At 72.5% G+C, this 14,384-nt stretch carries 14 protein-coding genes; 8 read left to right on the forward strand and 6 right to left on the reverse strand.

Features of this window, described 5'->3' with window-relative positions; all coding sequences use genetic code 11:
- Window positions 1-4: 4 nt before the first annotated feature.
- Window positions 5-202, reverse strand: coding sequence for a DUF397 domain-containing protein (locus tag ACF1BH_RS20855; RefSeq protein ID WP_391644193.1), 198 nt, complete (start codon window positions 200-202; stop codon window positions 5-7).
- Between the two features lie 10 nt (window positions 203-212).
- Window positions 213-1,067 carry a helix-turn-helix domain-containing protein gene (locus tag ACF1BH_RS20860; RefSeq protein WP_391644195.1) on the reverse strand — a complete coding sequence of 285 codons (855 nt, stop codon included), beginning with the start codon at window positions 1,065-1,067 and terminating at the stop codon, window positions 213-215.
- Between the two features lie 228 nt (window positions 1,068-1,295).
- Between ACF1BH_RS20860 and ACF1BH_RS20865 the strand changes: the two genes are divergently transcribed.
- The 4 genes from ACF1BH_RS20865 to ACF1BH_RS20880 all read left to right on the forward strand — a co-directional run bounded on the left by ACF1BH_RS20865 (window position 1,296) and on the right by ACF1BH_RS20880 (window position 4,625).
- Window positions 1,296-1,511, forward strand: coding sequence for a hypothetical protein (locus tag ACF1BH_RS20865; protein WP_391644197.1), 216 nt, complete (start codon window positions 1,296-1,298; stop codon window positions 1,509-1,511).
- Between the two features lie 161 nt (window positions 1,512-1,672).
- Window positions 1,673-1,855 carry a hypothetical protein gene (locus tag ACF1BH_RS20870; protein ID WP_391644199.1) on the forward strand — a complete coding sequence of 61 codons (183 nt, stop codon included), beginning with the start codon at window positions 1,673-1,675 and terminating at the stop codon, window positions 1,853-1,855.
- 131 nt (window positions 1,856-1,986) lie between these two features.
- Window positions 1,987-3,783, forward strand: coding sequence for an ABC-F family ATP-binding cassette domain-containing protein (locus tag ACF1BH_RS20875; RefSeq protein ID WP_391644201.1), 1,797 nt, complete (start codon window positions 1,987-1,989; stop codon window positions 3,781-3,783).
- 149 nt (window positions 3,784-3,932) lie between these two features.
- A complete protein-coding gene (locus tag ACF1BH_RS20880) occupies window positions 3,933-4,625 on the forward strand; it encodes a response regulator transcription factor (protein WP_391644203.1) in 693 nt (230 codons plus the stop codon).
- A 60-nt stretch (window positions 4,626-4,685) separates the two neighbouring features.
- Here the strand turns inward: ACF1BH_RS20880 and ACF1BH_RS20885 are convergent, their stop codons facing one another.
- The gene (locus ACF1BH_RS20885; RefSeq protein WP_391644205.1) at window positions 4,686-4,994 is read right to left on the reverse strand and encodes a hypothetical protein; all 309 of its coding nucleotides are present in this window, start codon (window positions 4,992-4,994) and stop codon (window positions 4,686-4,688) included.
- 15 nt (window positions 4,995-5,009) lie between these two features.
- Window positions 5,010-6,680 carry a sodium:solute symporter family protein gene (locus ACF1BH_RS20890; RefSeq protein WP_391644207.1) on the reverse strand — a complete coding sequence of 557 codons (1,671 nt, stop codon included), beginning with the start codon at window positions 6,678-6,680 and terminating at the stop codon, window positions 5,010-5,012.
- Window positions 6,681-6,984: 304 nt separating this feature from the next.
- On the opposite strand from ACF1BH_RS20890, the gene galT reads away from it, so the two are divergent.
- The 4 genes from galT (at window position 6,985) to ACF1BH_RS20910 (ending at window position 11,446) form a co-directional block, all read left to right on the forward strand.
- Window positions 6,985-8,055 carry a galactose-1-phosphate uridylyltransferase gene (gene galT / locus ACF1BH_RS20895; RefSeq protein ID WP_391644209.1) on the forward strand — a complete coding sequence of 357 codons (1,071 nt, stop codon included), beginning with the start codon at window positions 6,985-6,987 and terminating at the stop codon, window positions 8,053-8,055.
- 2 nt (window positions 8,056-8,057) lie between these two features.
- Window positions 8,058-9,107 carry a UDP-glucose 4-epimerase GalE gene (galE, locus tag ACF1BH_RS20900; RefSeq protein WP_391644565.1) on the forward strand — a complete coding sequence of 350 codons (1,050 nt, stop codon included), beginning with the start codon at window positions 8,058-8,060 and terminating at the stop codon, window positions 9,105-9,107.
- A complete protein-coding gene (gene galK, locus ACF1BH_RS20905; RefSeq protein WP_391644211.1) occupies window positions 9,107-10,300 on the forward strand; it encodes a galactokinase in 1,194 nt (397 codons plus the stop codon). The genes galE and galK overlap by 1 nt, the downstream gene beginning before the upstream one ends.
- 315 nt (window positions 10,301-10,615) lie before the next feature.
- Complete coding sequence (locus tag ACF1BH_RS20910) at window positions 10,616-11,446, forward strand: LuxR C-terminal-related transcriptional regulator (RefSeq protein WP_391644213.1); 831 nt, start codon at window positions 10,616-10,618, stop codon at window positions 11,444-11,446.
- Between the two features lie 27 nt (window positions 11,447-11,473).
- Here the strand turns inward: ACF1BH_RS20910 and ACF1BH_RS20915 are convergent, their stop codons facing one another.
- Together ACF1BH_RS20915 and ACF1BH_RS20920 are read right to left on the reverse strand one after the other, a co-directional pair.
- Entirely contained in the window at window positions 11,474-13,528 is a 2,055-nt protein-coding gene (locus tag ACF1BH_RS20915) for a beta-galactosidase (RefSeq protein ID WP_391644215.1), read from the reverse strand.
- A 328-nt stretch (window positions 13,529-13,856) separates the two neighbouring features.
- Window positions 13,857-14,354: a MarR family winged helix-turn-helix transcriptional regulator gene (locus ACF1BH_RS20920; protein WP_030282103.1), complete on the reverse strand. Its 498-nt coding sequence runs from the start codon at window positions 14,352-14,354 to the stop codon at window positions 13,857-13,859.
- Window positions 14,355-14,384 lie beyond the last annotated feature (30 nt).

Here is a 14,384-nt window from a genome sequence, read left to right on the forward strand (position 1 = left end):
GTGGCTAGCCGACGAAGTGGTCGAACTCGCCGTTCTTCACGCCGAGGAGGAAGGCGGCGAGTTTTTCCTGAGTGGTTTTGATGATGACGGTGGGGTCGTCGCTTTCGCGCAGGAGGATTTCACCGTCGACTATGGCGGTTTCGAGGCACTGTGCTCCGCTCCCGGAGAAGCTTGACTTCTGCCACTTGATTTCACTGTTCATGCTCGGACTCTCACAGTTCCTTTGTGATCTGATGGATGAAGCTCTGCGACTCTTTGGCCGTGAGTGCTGCCCGCTCGGCGCGGTCGAACAGTGTGCGGTAGCGGACGAGGTCAGCGGTCGCGTCCAGAAATCGGCCGCCGAACGGGGTGTCGATGTGGACGGTATCGAGCTGTGGGACGACACCGCTCGCGTACATCACCGTTTGCGTCACATCGATGAATTCCTCGCTCGTGAAGGGGATGACCCGGATGCTCAAGCCAGGGCGCCTGGACATGGACAAGAGGTGTTCGAGCTGCCCGCGCGCGATCTTGCGTCCGCCTACGCGCATGCGCAGTGCCGCTTCATGAATGATGGCCTGGAATTTCGGAGGGGCGTCTCGCTCCAGGACGTACCGCCGCTTCATGCGGTGCTCGACCCGGGCCCCCAACTCATCGTGGGGGAGCTGCGGAATCGCGCCAGCAAAAAGGGTGTGCGCGTGGTCCTTGGTCTGGAGGGTGCCGGGGAACGTGGTGGGCTGTAGGTATCGCAGCTCTGTGGCATGGTGCTCATGCTCGGCGACATCAAGGAACGCGGGCGCGAGCACGCCGCGGTAATCGTCCCACCAGTACTGTCCGCGATGCTCGCGCGCGATGGCGCACAGCGCCTCCACGAGGGCTTCGTCATCGCAGGCGTAGAAGACGGCGAGTCGACGGATGCGGTCCTCGCTGACTCCGATGCGTCCTGCTTCTATGTGGCTGATCTTGGCCTGGTCGGTCGACACCATCCCCGCCGCCTCTCGGGCGGTCTTGCCTGCGCGCTCGCGCAACTTCCGTAGCTCGCCGCCGAGTCGAGCCTGGCGGGCCGTTGGGTTGTCCCTCGGTGGCATGTCACCTTCCCCTTTTTGCGCACAGTCTTGCGCGTGCCGGTGAGGACGGTCCACTCAACCTGGTTAATGCCGCCCGGCAAGCTTGCTACGGCGCATATATGCGCCTACCTTCCAGGGAGTGCAGCGCAGCACGCGGGTCCTCCCAAGTGCCGTTCGCTGCATGCCCGTTGGGATCCCCAAGGGCTCACTTCAGCGTGCCCGACTCCACGCACAGAAAGGTGCAGCCGCATGCCCACCCACCACCCCGCCCCCGACGACGTACACGACCTCGTCGCCTCGCTGCGTACCGCGCTCAAAGGCCACGGCATCACGCTGCCGTCGCTCGGTGTCGATCTGCCGAGCTTCGCGGGCAGCTACGGCGTCCCGCTCGTCGCGCTCGGCAACTGCAACGCGGCCACCGCCCACCAGCTCACCGAGGTGCTGCGCAAGGCGGCCACCCGGTGAGCGGCGTGACCGGACTTGTCTGCGCGATCTTCGTAGCGTTGCTGGGCTGGTTGCTCCCCGGGCGGGGCGGTCACCGTGCGACGCGTAGCACCCACGCTTTCGCCGCAACGGCCCGGCCACCGACGGTTGCGCCGGGGCGACGCCTCGTACGCGTCCCCCGGGTGCCGCCCGGCCTGCTCCCCCTGCTGGTGCTGGGAGACGAGGGCACCGGCCTCGTCCGGCCGTACGTACTCGCCGCGCAGGAGCGGCAGCGCCTGGCGAAGCAGCGGGCCAGGCGGCGGGAGCTGGAGGAGGCCGTGCGGGCGCTCAACGCGTGGTCGTCGGGTGGTGGCGGGCGCGGCTGAGGGGGCCCGCACCCCGTGCCCTCCCGGGCCCCGGGGCAGCGCCTCGGGGTCCGCGCCCGTCATGGGATCCTGGAAGAGCCCAGGGAGCGTGCGCCGTACCGGAGCCGCGCGGGCCGTCAGCAGGGAGAGCAATGGCCAGCAACCTCGTCAATCTGGAAGCCGTCGGCAAGGTCTACGGGACGCGTGCCCTGCTCGACGGTGTCTCGCTCGGCGTCAACGAGGGGGACCGGATCGGCGTCGTCGGGCGTAACGGTGACGGTAAGACCACCCTGATCCGGATCCTCGCCAAGCTGGAGGGCGCCGACGACGGCCGCGTCACCCACGCCGGTGACCTGCGGCTCGGCGTGCTCACCCAGCACGATTCGCTGGACCCGGCGGCAACCATCCGCCACGAGGTCATCGGTGATCTCGCGGACCACGAGTGGGCGGGCAACGCCAAGATCCGCGATGTGCTGACCGGCCTCTTCGGCGGCCTGGACCTGCCGGGCTTCGGGCAGGGCCTGGACACCGTCATCGGCCCGCTCTCCGGTGGTGAGCGCCGCCGGATCGCGCTGGCGAAGCTGCTCATCGCCGAGCAGGACCTCATCGTCCTCGACGAGCCCACCAACCACCTCGACGTCGAAGGCATCTCCTGGCTCGCCCGCCATCTGCGCGCCCGCCGCTCCGCCCTCGTCTGCGTCACCCACGACCGCTGGTTCCTCGACCAGGTCTGCACCCGCATGTGGGACGTGCAGCGCGGCGACGTCCACGAGTACGAGGGCGGCTACAGCGACTACGTCTTCGCGCGCGCGGAGCGGGAGCGCATCGCGGCGTCGGAGGAGGCCAAGCGGCAGAACCTGATGCGCAAGGAGCTGGCCTGGCTGCGCCGCGGCGCCCCGGCGCGGACCAGCAAGCCGCGGTTCCGGATCGAGGCGGCCAACGAGCTGATCGCGGACGTGCCGCCGCCGCGGGACAGCGCCGAGCTGATGAAGTTCGCCAGCTCCCGGCTGGGCAAGACCGTCTTCGACCTGGAGGACGTGACCGTCCAGGCCGGGCCGAAGGTGCTGCTCAAGCATCTGACCTGGCAGCTGGGGCCCGGCGACCGGATCGGTCTGGTCGGTGTCAACGGCGCGGGCAAGACGTCGCTGCTGCGGGCGCTCGCCGAGGCGGCGCGGACGCAGGGCGAGGTGCAGCCGGTCGGCGGCAAGGTCGTCGTCGGCAAGACCGTGAAGCTGGCGTACCTCTCGCAGGAGGTCGCCGAGCTGAACCCGGCGTGGCGGGTGCTGGAGGCGGTGCAGGCGGTCCGCGAGCGCGTCGATCTCGGCAAGGGCCGGGAGATGACCGCGGGGCAGCTGTGCGAGAAGTTCGGCTTCACCAAGGAGAAGCAGTGGACGCCGGTCGGTGACCTCTCCGGCGGTGAGCGGCGCCGGCTCCAGATCCTGCGGCTGCTGATGGACGAGCCCAACGTCCTCTTCCTCGACGAGCCCACCAACGACCTGGACATCGAGACGCTGACGCAGCTGGAGGACCTGCTCGACGGCTGGCCCGGCTCGATGATCGTCATCAGCCACGACCGGTACTTCGTCGAGCGCACCACCGACCGGGTCTTCGCGCTGCTGGGCGACTTCCGGCTGCGGATGCTGCCGCGCGGTCTCGACGAGTACATCGAGCGGCGCCAGGAGCAGGCCGAGGCGGCGGCCCCGGCGCCCGCGCAGGCCGAGGCCCCGAAGAAGCCGGCCGCGGTCAACCGCGCGGCGCAGAAGGAACTCCAGCGGATCGAACGCCAGTTGGACAAGATCGGTGACCAGGAGAAGAAGCTCCACGAGAAGATCGCCGAGCACGCCACCGACTTCGAGAAGGTCGCCGGTCTCGACGCCGAACTGCGTGAACTGACCGGCCGCCGCGAGGAGTTGGAGATGCGCTGGCTGGAGCTGGCCGAGGACGCCTGACGGCCGCACTCCGTGCGGGGCGTCGTCCCGGCCCCGGGCAATCCGGCCGAGTCCGGCCGGACGGGGCGCGCCCGGCGCGGTGAGCGTGTACCTTCCCGTGCACTGGTGGGCCCGGCGGGGGCCCCGTGCGCCGGGAGGAGGGCCGCGGGATGGGCGTACGGCTCGTGGTGGTCGACGATCACCGGCTGCTGGCCGAGGCGCTGGCCTCGGCCCTGAAACTGCGCGGGCACCGGGTGCTGGCGGCGGCCGCGCCGTGCGCCGGCGCCGCGGAGCTGGTGGTGAGCCGGGCCCCGGAGGTGTGCCTGCTGGGGACGGCGGTGCCCGCCGAGCCGGGAGTGTTCGACCCGGTCGTCCGGATCAAGCGGGAGCGGCCGGGGATCGCGGTGGTGGTGCTGGGCCCGGTGCCGTCGCCGCGGGGGATCGCCGCCGCGTTCGCCGCGGGCGCCTCCGGCTACGTCCGGCACGACGAGCGGATCGAGGGCGTGGAGCGGGCGATGCTCAAGGCGCGGGCCGGTGAGGTGGCCGTCGCGCCGGTCCTGCTCCAGCAGGCGTGCGAGGAGCTGCTGCACCCGGCGGCGGAGCCGGACGACGAGGGCGCGCGGCTGCTGGCGCTGCTCACCCCGCGCGAGGTCGAGGTGCTGATGCGGGTCGCCGACGGCGAGGGGACCCGGCAGATCGCGGCGGGGATGGGCACCGCCCCGTCCACCGCGCGCACCCATGTGCAGCGGGTGCTGATGAAGCTGGAGGTCGGCTCGCGGCTGGAGGCGGCGGCGCTGGCGGCCCGTACCGGTCTGCTGGAGCGGGCGGCGGAGGCGGCGGAGGGCGCGGACCCGGGGGCGTGACGCGGGCCCGGAGCCGAGGGCGTACCCCCGGCTCCGGGCCCGTCGGATCAGGACGCCGGTTCAGCGCGCCGGGGCGTCCTCCGGTGCCTCGCCGGTCAGCTCCTCGGCGGTCGGCGGGACGGTGGGCCGCAGCTTCAGCCAGACCAGGAAGAAGAGGCCGAGGGCGAGCATGCCCAGGCCGGTCCAGAGGTTGATGTTGATCCCCTGGGCCTTCTTCAGGTCCGCGTCGGAGGCGGTGAACCCGGCGATCGTGACGATCACGCCGTAGACGGCGAAGAGACCGCCGATGATGCGCCGGACGTCGAAGAGCCGGGCGGCGGTCGCCGATTCGCGTTCGAGGGCGGCGACGTCGTGCTGGTGGTCGGACATGGTGGGCTCCCGGGCTCAGAAGGAGAAGGGGACGTAGCAGAGGGCGGCGAGGACGACCGCGCCCCAGCCCAGCAGGGCGGGCTTGCGGTACCACGCGTCGTCGCCTTCGGCGGGGACCTCGGCCATCTCCGGCGACCTGGTGCCGTAGACGAGCCCGGCGAGCGACTCGGCCGGCTTCGGCTTGGTGACGAGGGTGACCAGGACCATCACCACCGCGCCGACCACGAACGCGACGATCGACGAGACGAAGTTGGCGCCCTGCTCGGAGGGGATGTCGATGACGCCCTGCTTGTAGAGCCCGAAGTAGTTGACCATCGCGGCGACGGTGCCGGAGAGCAGGCCCCAGAACCCGGCGGCGGCGCTGGTGCGCTTCCAGAACATGCCGATGATGAAGACGACGAACAGCGGGACGTTGAAGAAGGAGAACAGCGTCTGGAGGTAGTTCATGATGTTGCTGAAGGACGAGGCGATGAACGCGGTGCCCATGCCGATCAGCACACCGACGGCGGTGACCACCCGCCCGGTCTTCAGGTAGTAGCCGTCCTCGCGGCCCTTCTTCAGGTACGCGCCCCAGATGTCGTTGGTGAAGACGGTGTTGAACGACGAGACGTTCGCCGCCATACCGGCCATGAACGCGGCGAGCAGACCGGTCACCGCGATGCCCAGGACACCGTTGGGCAGCAGATCGCGCATGAGCACCGGGATGGCGTCGTTGTACTGGAGCCCGTCCTTGGTCTTGCCGAGCGTCGGCTCCATGACCAGGGCGATCAGCCCGGGGACGACCACGACCAGCGGGATGAAGATCTTCGGGAAGGCGGCGATCAGCGGGGTGCGCTTGGCGGCGGAGAGGTTCTTCGCGGACAGCGCGCGCTGCACCTCGGCGAAGTTGGTCGTCCAGTAGCCGAAGCTCATCACGAAGCCGAGGCCCAGGACGAGGGTCAGCCAGTTGGCGCCCAGCGGGTTGGCCTCGCCGATGCCGGTGCCCTTCCAGGCGGTGAGGAACGCGTCGCCGTGCGAGGAGGTCAGTGAGTCGGTCAGCCCGTGCCAGCCGCCGACGCGCTTGAGCCCGACGATCGTCAGGGGTATCAGCGCGGCGAGGATGACGAAGAACTGGAGCACCTCGTTGTAGATCGCCGAGGAGAGCCCGCCGATCGTGATGTACGCCAGGACGAAGAACCCGGCGACGACGATCGCCACCCACTGCGGCCAGCCCAGCAGCGCCTGGAGGACGATCGCCATCGCGTAGAGGTTGACGCCCGCGATCAGCACCGACGACACGGCGAAGATCACCGACGACAGCAGGTGCGAGGACGGGCCGAAGCGGTGCAGCAGGAATTCGGGGACCGAGCGGACCTTGGAGCCGTAGTAGAACGGCATCATCACCAGGCCCAGGAAGACCATCGCGGGGATGGCGCCGATCCAGTACCAGTGGACGGTGTAGGCGCCGTACTGCGCGCCGTTGGCGGCCATGCCGAGGATTTCGGTGGCGCCGAGGTTGGCGGCGACGAACGCGAGACCGGTGACCCAGGCGGGCAGCGACCGGCCGGAGAGGAAGAAGTCCAGGCTGGTACGGACGCTGCGCCGGGCGGCGATGCCGATGCCGAGGACGACGGCGAAGTAGAGGGCCAGGATCGCGTAATCGAGCCCGTTGGTGGGAAGCCTGAGCCCTTCGGCCAAGGTGATCATGAGGGCACTCATTTCCGGGGGCTGGGGGAGACCCCCAGGAGGACACATCGTTGTGCTCACGTGGAACGCACAAAAAGCTACGCGCGAGGTCCCGGAAACTGAACACTTGTGTTCGTTTCAGTTTGGACAAGGGGCGGGCCTGTGGTGCTTTTGATGCTTTATGTCCCAAGTGGAGGGTGTGCGACGGACCGCCCCCGCGCCCCGATCCCGTATTGACTGCCCTGTTTGCTTGTGCTTCATTGTGTTTGTTTTTGTGTTCGGTCGAGGCGGTGGCACCGACCGCGTGGCAGGCTGAGGAGCCCCCGTGAAGAAGACGACGACCCGGCTGGCCGACGGCCGGGAGCTCATCTACTACGACTCCCGCGACGACGCCGACCGCGCCGCCCCCGACCGCCGCCCCCTGCCACCGGTCGCCACCTCCTCCGAGATCCGCCGCGACCCGCTCCTCGGCGACCACGTCGCCATCGCCTCGCACCGCCAGGACCGCACCTACCTCCCGCCGGCCGACGCCTGCCCGCTCTGCCCCACGCGCGAGGGCCGCCCCTCCGAGATCCCCGCCGACGGCTACGACGTCGCCGTCTTCGAGAACCGCTTCCCCTCCCTCGCCGGGGACAGCGGACGCTGCGAGGTCGTCTGCTTCACCTCCGACCACGAGGCGTCCTTCGCCGACCTCACCGAGGAACAGGCCGCCCTCGTCCTCGCCGCCTGGACCGACCGCACCGCCGCCCTCCAGCAGCTCCCCGAGGTCGCCCAGGTCTTCTGCTTCGAGAACCGTGGCGCCGAGATCGGCGTCACCCTCGGCCACCCGCACGGCCAGATCTACGCGTACCCCTTCACCACCCCGCGCACCGCCCGCATGCTCGCCTCGCTCGCCGCGCACCGCGAGGCCACCGGCGCCAACCTCTTCGACGAGACCGTCGCCCGCGAACGCGCCGACGGCGTCCGCCTCGTCCTGGAGACCGACCACTGGACCGCCTTCGTCCCCTACGCCGCCCACTGGCCGTACGAGGTCCACCTCTACCCGCGCCGCCGGGTCCCCGACCTGACCGCGCTCGACGACGCGGCGCGCACCGAGTTCCCACAGGTCTACCTGGAACTGCTGCGCCGGTTCGACCGGATCTTCGGCGAGGGTGACGGCCAGGGGCCGGGCGCGGACGCCGCGGCCCGCACGCCGTACATCGCCGCCTGGCACCAGGCGCCGGTCCACGCCGGCGACCGCGGTGAGTTCGCGCTCCATCTGGAGCTCTTCACCATTCGCCGTACCGCCGGAAAGCTGAAGTTTCTCGCGGGTTCCGAATCCGGCATGAACGTGTTCATCAACGATGTGCCGCCGGAAGCCGCGGCCCAGCGACTGCGAGAGGTAGCGACCAAGTGAGTGTGAGCGTGGAGTCCCCCAAGCCGACCACCCGAGCGAAGTGCCTGGTCACCGGCGGTGCCGGCTATGTCGGCAGCGTCGTCGCCGCCCATCTGCTGGAAGCCGGGCACGACGTCACCGTCCTCGACGACCTCTCCACCGGCCACCGCGAGGCCGTCCCGGCCGGCGCCCGCTTCGTCGAGGGCCGCGTCCAGGACGCCGCACGCCACCTCGACCCCTCGTACGACGCGGTGCTGCACTTCGCCGCGTTCTCCCAGGTCGGCGAGTCCGTCGGGGACCCGGCGAAGTACTGGCGCAACAACGTCGGCGGCACCATGGACCTCCTCGACGCGATGCGCGGCGCGGGCGTGCGCGCCCTCGTCTTCTCCTCCACCGCCGCCACCTACGGCGAACCGGCCGCCACCCCGATCACCGAGACCGCCGCCACCGCGCCGACCAGCCCGTACGGCGCGAGCAAGCTCGCCGTCGACCACCTCATCGGCGGCGAGGCGGCCGCCCACGGCCTGGCCGCCGTCTCGCTGCGGTACTTCAACGTCGCCGGCGCGTACGGCGACTGCGGCGAACGCCACGACCCCGAGTCGCACCTCATCCCGCTCGTCCTCCAGGTCGCCCAGGGCCGCCGCGAGACGATCTCCGTCTACGGCGACGACTACCCGACCCCCGACGGCACCTGCATCCGCGACTACATCCACGTCGCCGACCTCGCCGAGGCCCATCTGCTGGCGCTGGAGGCGACGCTGAGCACGGTCGCGGAGACGGCCGACGACGCACCCCGCCCCCACGTCCGCCCCGGCGAACACCTCATCTGCAACCTCGGCAACGGCAACGGCTTCTCCGTCCGCGAGGTCATCGACACCGTCCGCAAGGTCACCGGCCACCCGATCCCCGAGGTCCTCGCCGGCCGCCGCCCCGGAGACCCGGCCGTCCTCGTCGCCTCCGCGCGGACCGCCACCGACCGCCTCGGCTGGCGCCCCACCCGCGCCGACCTGGCCGGAATCATCGCGGACGCCTGGGAGTTCGCCCGCCGCACCACCCGGACGAAGGAGTCCTGATGCCCGCGCACGAAGCCGCCGACCCGACCGCCCCGCCGCACGGCGCGGCCCGCACCGACGCGGCCTTCCGCGCCGTGTACGGCACCGCGCCCACCGGCGTCTGGGCGGCCCCCGGCCGGGTCAACCTGATCGGTGAACACACCGACTACAACGACGGCTTCGTGCTGCCCTTCGCCCTGACGGACACCACCCTCGCCGCCGCAGCGCCCCGCACCGACGGGGCGCTGCGGCTGCACTCCGGCGACGTCCCCGGCGGCGTCGTCGAGGTCCCGGCCGACGCCCTCGCACCCGGCCGGGACCTGGGCTGGGCCGCGTACCCGGCGGGCGTGGTGTGGGCGATGCGCGACACCGGGCTGCCCGTCGGCGGCGTCGACCTGCACGTCGACTCCACCGTCCCCACCGGCGCCGGACTCTCCTCGTCCGCCGCCCTGGAGGTCGCCACCGCCCTCGCCCTCGACGGGCTGTACGGACTCGGGCTCGACCGGCAGGAGCTGGCCCGGCTGGCACAGCGCGCCGAGAACGCCTTCGTCGGCGTGCCCTGCGGGATCATGGACCAGACGGCCGCCACCAGCTGCACCACCGGCCACGCCCTCCTCCTCGACACCCGCGACCTCACCACCCGACAGGTCCCCTTCGACCTCGCCGGCCACGGGCTGCGGCTGCTCGTCATCGACACCCGCGTCCGCCACGCCCTGGCCGACGGCGCCTACGCCGAGCGCCGCGCGGGCTGCGAACGCGCCGCCCGCCACCTCGGCATCCCCGCCCTGCGCGACATCGCCCACGATCAACTTCCGGACGCTCTCGCCGCGTTGGCCGAATTCCCCGACGTACGGCCCCTGGTGCGGCACATCGTCACCGAGAACCACCGCGTCCGGCAGGTCATCGCCCGGCTGGACGCGGGCGAGCCCCGCGCCGCCGGGCCGCTGCTCACCGCCGGACACGCCTCGCTCCGCGACGACTTCGCCGTCTCCTGCGCCGAACTCGACCTCGCCGTCGACACCGCGCTGGCCGCCGGCGCGCTCGGCGCCCGGATGACCGGCGGCGGCTTCGGCGGCTCGGCCGTCGCTCTCGTCGAGGACGCGGCGGCGCGGGAGGTCGCCGACGCCGTCCACACGGCGTTCACCGCCGCCGGGCACGCCGCCCCGCGCGTCTTCACCGCCCGCCCCGGACCCGGCGCGCACCGCGCCGCCTGACGTACCGACCGGCGCGCGCCGGCCGGCCGCGTCAACACGGCGCACCACCCGCGCCGGTACGTACCGGCGCGGGGCGGGGAGCGTGCCACGGCCGCGTGCGCCGGGACTTTGGGCAAAGGGCCGCTGCCCGCAGCGCCCGTCCGTACCCTGAGATGAGCGCCGGTGGGGGCCGGTGCTCAGCTGGGGGAGCGGCATCCGGCCGGCACCACACCGAGCCCACCGGGCGGCGGCCACGGCCGTGGCCGCACGGTCACGGCGATCTTCACCCCGGGCCCGGTGCCCGCTAAGGTCCGTTCCCCACGACAGGGGGTCCACGTGCAACGCATCCGGGTACTGGTGGCCGACGGCCACCGCATCTTCGCCGAGTCGCTGGCCGCGGCGCTCGCCGCCGAGGCGGACGTCTGCGTGGCGACGGCGGGCAGCGCCCACGCCGCGCTGCGCACCCTCGAACGCGCCGTCGCCGAGGGCCGCCCGGTCGACGTCCTGCTGGCCGACGCCGATCTCACCGCCGCGACGCCCACGCTCACCACCGTCCCCGCCCAGCAGGCGCGGGGCCGGGGCGGTGGCGCGGCGCGCCCGCCCCGCGACGGCATCGCCCTGGCCGCGGCGGTCCGCGCCGCCCACCCGGAGCTGCGCACCGTCGTCCTCGCCGAACGCGACGACCCGCGCCGCGCGGCCGCCGCCCTCCAGGCGGGCGCCCAGGGCTGGGTCGCCAAGGACTGCTCCCTCTCCCGGCTGCTCGCCGTGATCCGCGGCGTCCTCCGCGAGGAAACGCATCTCCCGCCCGCCCTGCTCACCGGCGTCCTGCGGGAGCTGACCGCCGCCCGCCGCCACCGCACGGAGAGCGAACGCCTCGTCGAGACGCTCACCCCCCGCGAACGCGAGGTGCTGCGCTGCATGGTCGCCGGCATGGGCCGCAAGGCCGTCGCCGAACGCCTCTTCCTCTCCCCGCACACCGTCCGCACCCATATGCAGAACGTCCTCGGCAAGCTCGACGTCCACTCCACGCTCGCCGCCGTCGCCCTGGCCCGCAGGGCGGGCATCGGCCCGGCGGAGCCGGTGCCCGGGCCGGCCGCCCCGGTGGAGGCACGGGCGGGGGCCGGGGCGGCGGCTGCGGGGCGCCAGGCCGCTGCTCCCTCGCGTTGAGGGGACCGCCTCCGCGCGGGGACGGGCTCAGCCGGCGGCCCCGGGGAGGGTGATGACGGCGACGCCCCTGGGGGCCAGGGTGAGCCGGTGGACCGGGGCGCCCGGCCCGGCCGCGGAGCGGGAGCCGCCCGCCGTCTCCGGCCCGGCGCCCGGCCGCGGAGCCCCGTCGGACACCACCACCCGCCCCGGCTCCGGCAGCGTGACCCGGGCGGTCCGCGCCCCGTGGTTGAGCAGGAACAGAAAACGCCCCGCCGCGCCTTCCCGGACGGTCGCCTGCACCCCGGCGGGCAGCCCGGCCACCACCGGGGCCACGCCCGCCGCCTCCCGTACGTCGTCCAGCAGCGCCCGCAGCACCGCGGGTTCCGGGTGGGTGGCGACGTACCAGGCCGTACCGCGCCCGTACGGGTGCCGGGTCACCGCCGGGCGGCCGTCCAGCGGGCCGCCGGTGAAGCGGGCGAGCGCCTCGGCGCCTGCCAGGACGACGTCCTCCGCCCACAGGTCGGCCCGGCCCGCGTAGGAACCCTGAAGGGTGAGCACCGCGCCCTCCGGCTGCGGCCAGAACTCCTCCACCCGCAGGCCCAGCAGCTCCCGCAGCGGGCCCGGGTAGCCACCGGGGTGCACCCGGTCCTGCGCGTCCACGATGCCGGAGAAGAACGACACCACCAGCTGCCCGCCGCCGCGTACGTACGCCGCGAGCCGCGCCGCGTCCTCCTCCGTCAGCAGGTACAGCTGCGGCGCCACCACCATCCGGTAGCCGGACAGCTCCCGCGACGGCGGGACGACATCGCACGCCACGCCCGCCTCGTACAGCGGCCGGTGGTGGTCCAGCGCCAGCCGCGAGTGGTCCGGCGCGGTCGACGGCCGGGCGTCCAGCTCCAGCGCCCACCAGCTGTGCCAGTCGGCCAGCAGCGCCACCGCCGCCCGCGACCGCGTCCCAGCGATCTCCGGTACGGACGCCAACTCCCGCCCGAGCGCGGCCACTTCGCGGAAGATCCGGGTGTCCGTGCCGCCGTGCGGCACCATCGCCGAGTGGAACTTCTCCGCCCCGCCGCGCGACTGCCGCCACTGGAAGAACACCACCGCGTCCGCGCCCTGCGCCACCGCCTGCCAGCTCCACAGCCGCATCGTGCCCGGCGGTTTCGGGCCGTTCCGCGGCCGCCAGTTGACCGCGCCGGGCGCCTGCTCCAGCAGCAGCCACGGCTGCCCGCTCCGCGCCGACCGCATCAGATCGAAGACGTACGCCGCCCGCAGATGGTCATCGGGCAGGAAGGGATCCTGATAGAAGTCCAACGCCATCACGTCCATGTGCGGCGCCCAGGCGAACGCGTCGACCGGTTTGTGCTGCGGCATCAGATTGGTGGTCACCGGCACCCCGGGCGCGCACCGCGCCAGCACCTCCTTCTCCGCGAGGTAGCAGGCGCGCAGCGCGGCATCACCGAACCGCAGATAGTCCAGCTGCTGCGCCGGGTTGGGGAAGGTCGGTGCGGTCCGCGGCGGCAGCACCTCCGCGAAGTCGCCGTACGTCTGCGACCAGAACGCAGTGGACCACGCGTCGTTGAGGGCGTCGACGCTCCCGTAGCGCTCCCGCAGCCAGTCCCGGAAGGCGGCGGCCGAGACGTCGCAGTAGCACTGCCGGGTGTGGCAGCCGTATTCGTTGCCGATGTGCCACAGGGTGAGCGCGGGGTGCCCGGCGTAGCGGGTGGCGAGCTGTTCGACGAGGCGGACGGCGTGCGCCCGGTAGACGGGGCTGGAGGGGCAGTAGTGCTGCCGGGCCCCCGGCCAGCGGCGCCGCCCGTCGGCGTCCTCGGGCAGGATCTCGGGGTGCGCCCGGCTCAGCCACGGCGGCGGCGAGGCGGTCATCGTGGCGAGGCACACCTCGATCCCGGCGTCGGCCAGCCCGTCCATGACCCGGTCGAACCAGCCGAAGTCCCACTCCCCGGGCCGGGGCTCGACCCGGGCCCAGGAGAAGATCCCCGCGGTGACCGCCGAGACCCGGGCCGCCTTCATCAGCTCCAGGTCCTCGGCCCACACCTCCTCGGGCCACTGCTCCGGGTTGTAGTCGCCGCCGAATCGGATGCCCATCGTTCGGCCCTCCAGGGTCGGGCCCGGCGCCCGCACGGCCGCCGGTACGGACGCGGACTGCGGCGCCGCCCGCCCCGCCCGACGGCGCCCGCGCGCCAGCATCCGCCCCCCGCCCGCCCGCCACAAGGACCCCGGCGGCGCGGCCCCCGCTGTTCAGTGAGAGTTCTCGTGCGGGGAGGGTTCCTGAAGGAGGGGGAGGGTCCGGGTGCGTTCGGGGAGGACTCCCGAACGAGGCGCCCGGCCTGGCCCGGCTCGTACGGGAAGGGTGGGGGAGAGGGGCCCGGGTGCGTTCAGGAAGGTTCCCCGAAAGCTCCGCCGGTGGCCCCGCTCAGCCGGGAAGGTTGTCGAACGGGCCCGTCAACCGCCGGAGCAGGCCGGCGAGTTCGCGGCGCTGGTCGCGGGAGAGTTCGGCGAGGATGGCCCGCTCCTGGGTGAGCAGACCGGCCAGGGAGGCGTCGGCCTTGTCGCGGCCCGCGGGGGTGAGGCGGACCAGGACGCCGCGCCGGTCGTTGGGGTCGGGCAGCCGCTCGACGAGGTCCTTCTTGGCGAGCCGGTCGATACGGTTGGTCATCGTGCCGGATGTCACGAGAGTCTGGGTGAGCAACGCACCGGGGGAGAGCTGGTACGGCGCCCCGGCGCGGCGGAGCGCGGTGAGGACGTCGAATTCCCAGGGCTCCAGTCCCACCTCGGAGAAGGCGAGGCGACGGGCCCGGTCGAGGTGTCTGGCCAGCCTGCTCACGCGGCTGAGGACCTCAAGCGGTTCCACGTCGAGGTCCGGGCGCTCCCGGCGCCATGCTGCGACCAGACGGTCGACCTCGTCCTCCATGGCGATCAGTGTAAGGGGTCTGTCGACGTG

The sequence above is a fragment of the Streptomyces sp. NPDC014733 genome (genome assembly GCF_043083385.1).
In the GTDB taxonomy this organism is placed as follows: Bacteria; Actinomycetota; Actinomycetes; order Streptomycetales; family Streptomycetaceae; genus Streptomyces.

Coding starts and splice junctions, on each gene's coding strand:
- ACF1BH_RS20855 (WP_391644193.1), bottom strand. CDS start 202: ATGAACAGTGAAATCAAGTGGCAGAAGTCAAGCTTCTCCGGGAGCGGA.
- ACF1BH_RS20860 (WP_391644195.1), bottom strand. CDS start 1,067: ATGCCACCGAGGGACAACCCAACGGCCCGCCAGGCTCGACTCGGCGGC.
- ACF1BH_RS20865 (WP_391644197.1), top strand. CDS start 1,296: ATGCCCACCCACCACCCCGCCCCCGACGACGTACACGACCTCGTCGCC.
- ACF1BH_RS20875 (WP_391644201.1), top strand. CDS start 1,987: ATGGCCAGCAACCTCGTCAATCTGGAAGCCGTCGGCAAGGTCTACGGG.
- ACF1BH_RS20880 (WP_391644203.1), top strand. CDS start 3,933: ATGGGCGTACGGCTCGTGGTGGTCGACGATCACCGGCTGCTGGCCGAG.
- ACF1BH_RS20885 (WP_391644205.1), bottom strand. CDS start 4,994: ATGTCCGACCACCAGCACGACGTCGCCGCCCTCGAACGCGAATCGGCG.
- ACF1BH_RS20890 (WP_391644207.1), bottom strand. CDS start 6,680: ATGATCACCTTGGCCGAAGGGCTCAGGCTTCCCACCAACGGGCTCGAT.
- galK (WP_391644211.1), top strand. CDS start 9,107: ATGCCCGCGCACGAAGCCGCCGACCCGACCGCCCCGCCGCACGGCGCG.
- ACF1BH_RS20915 (WP_391644215.1), bottom strand. CDS start 13,528: ATGGGCATCCGATTCGGCGGCGACTACAACCCGGAGCAGTGGCCCGAG.
- ACF1BH_RS20920 (WP_030282103.1), bottom strand. CDS start 14,354: ATGGAGGACGAGGTCGACCGTCTGGTCGCAGCATGGCGCCGGGAGCGC.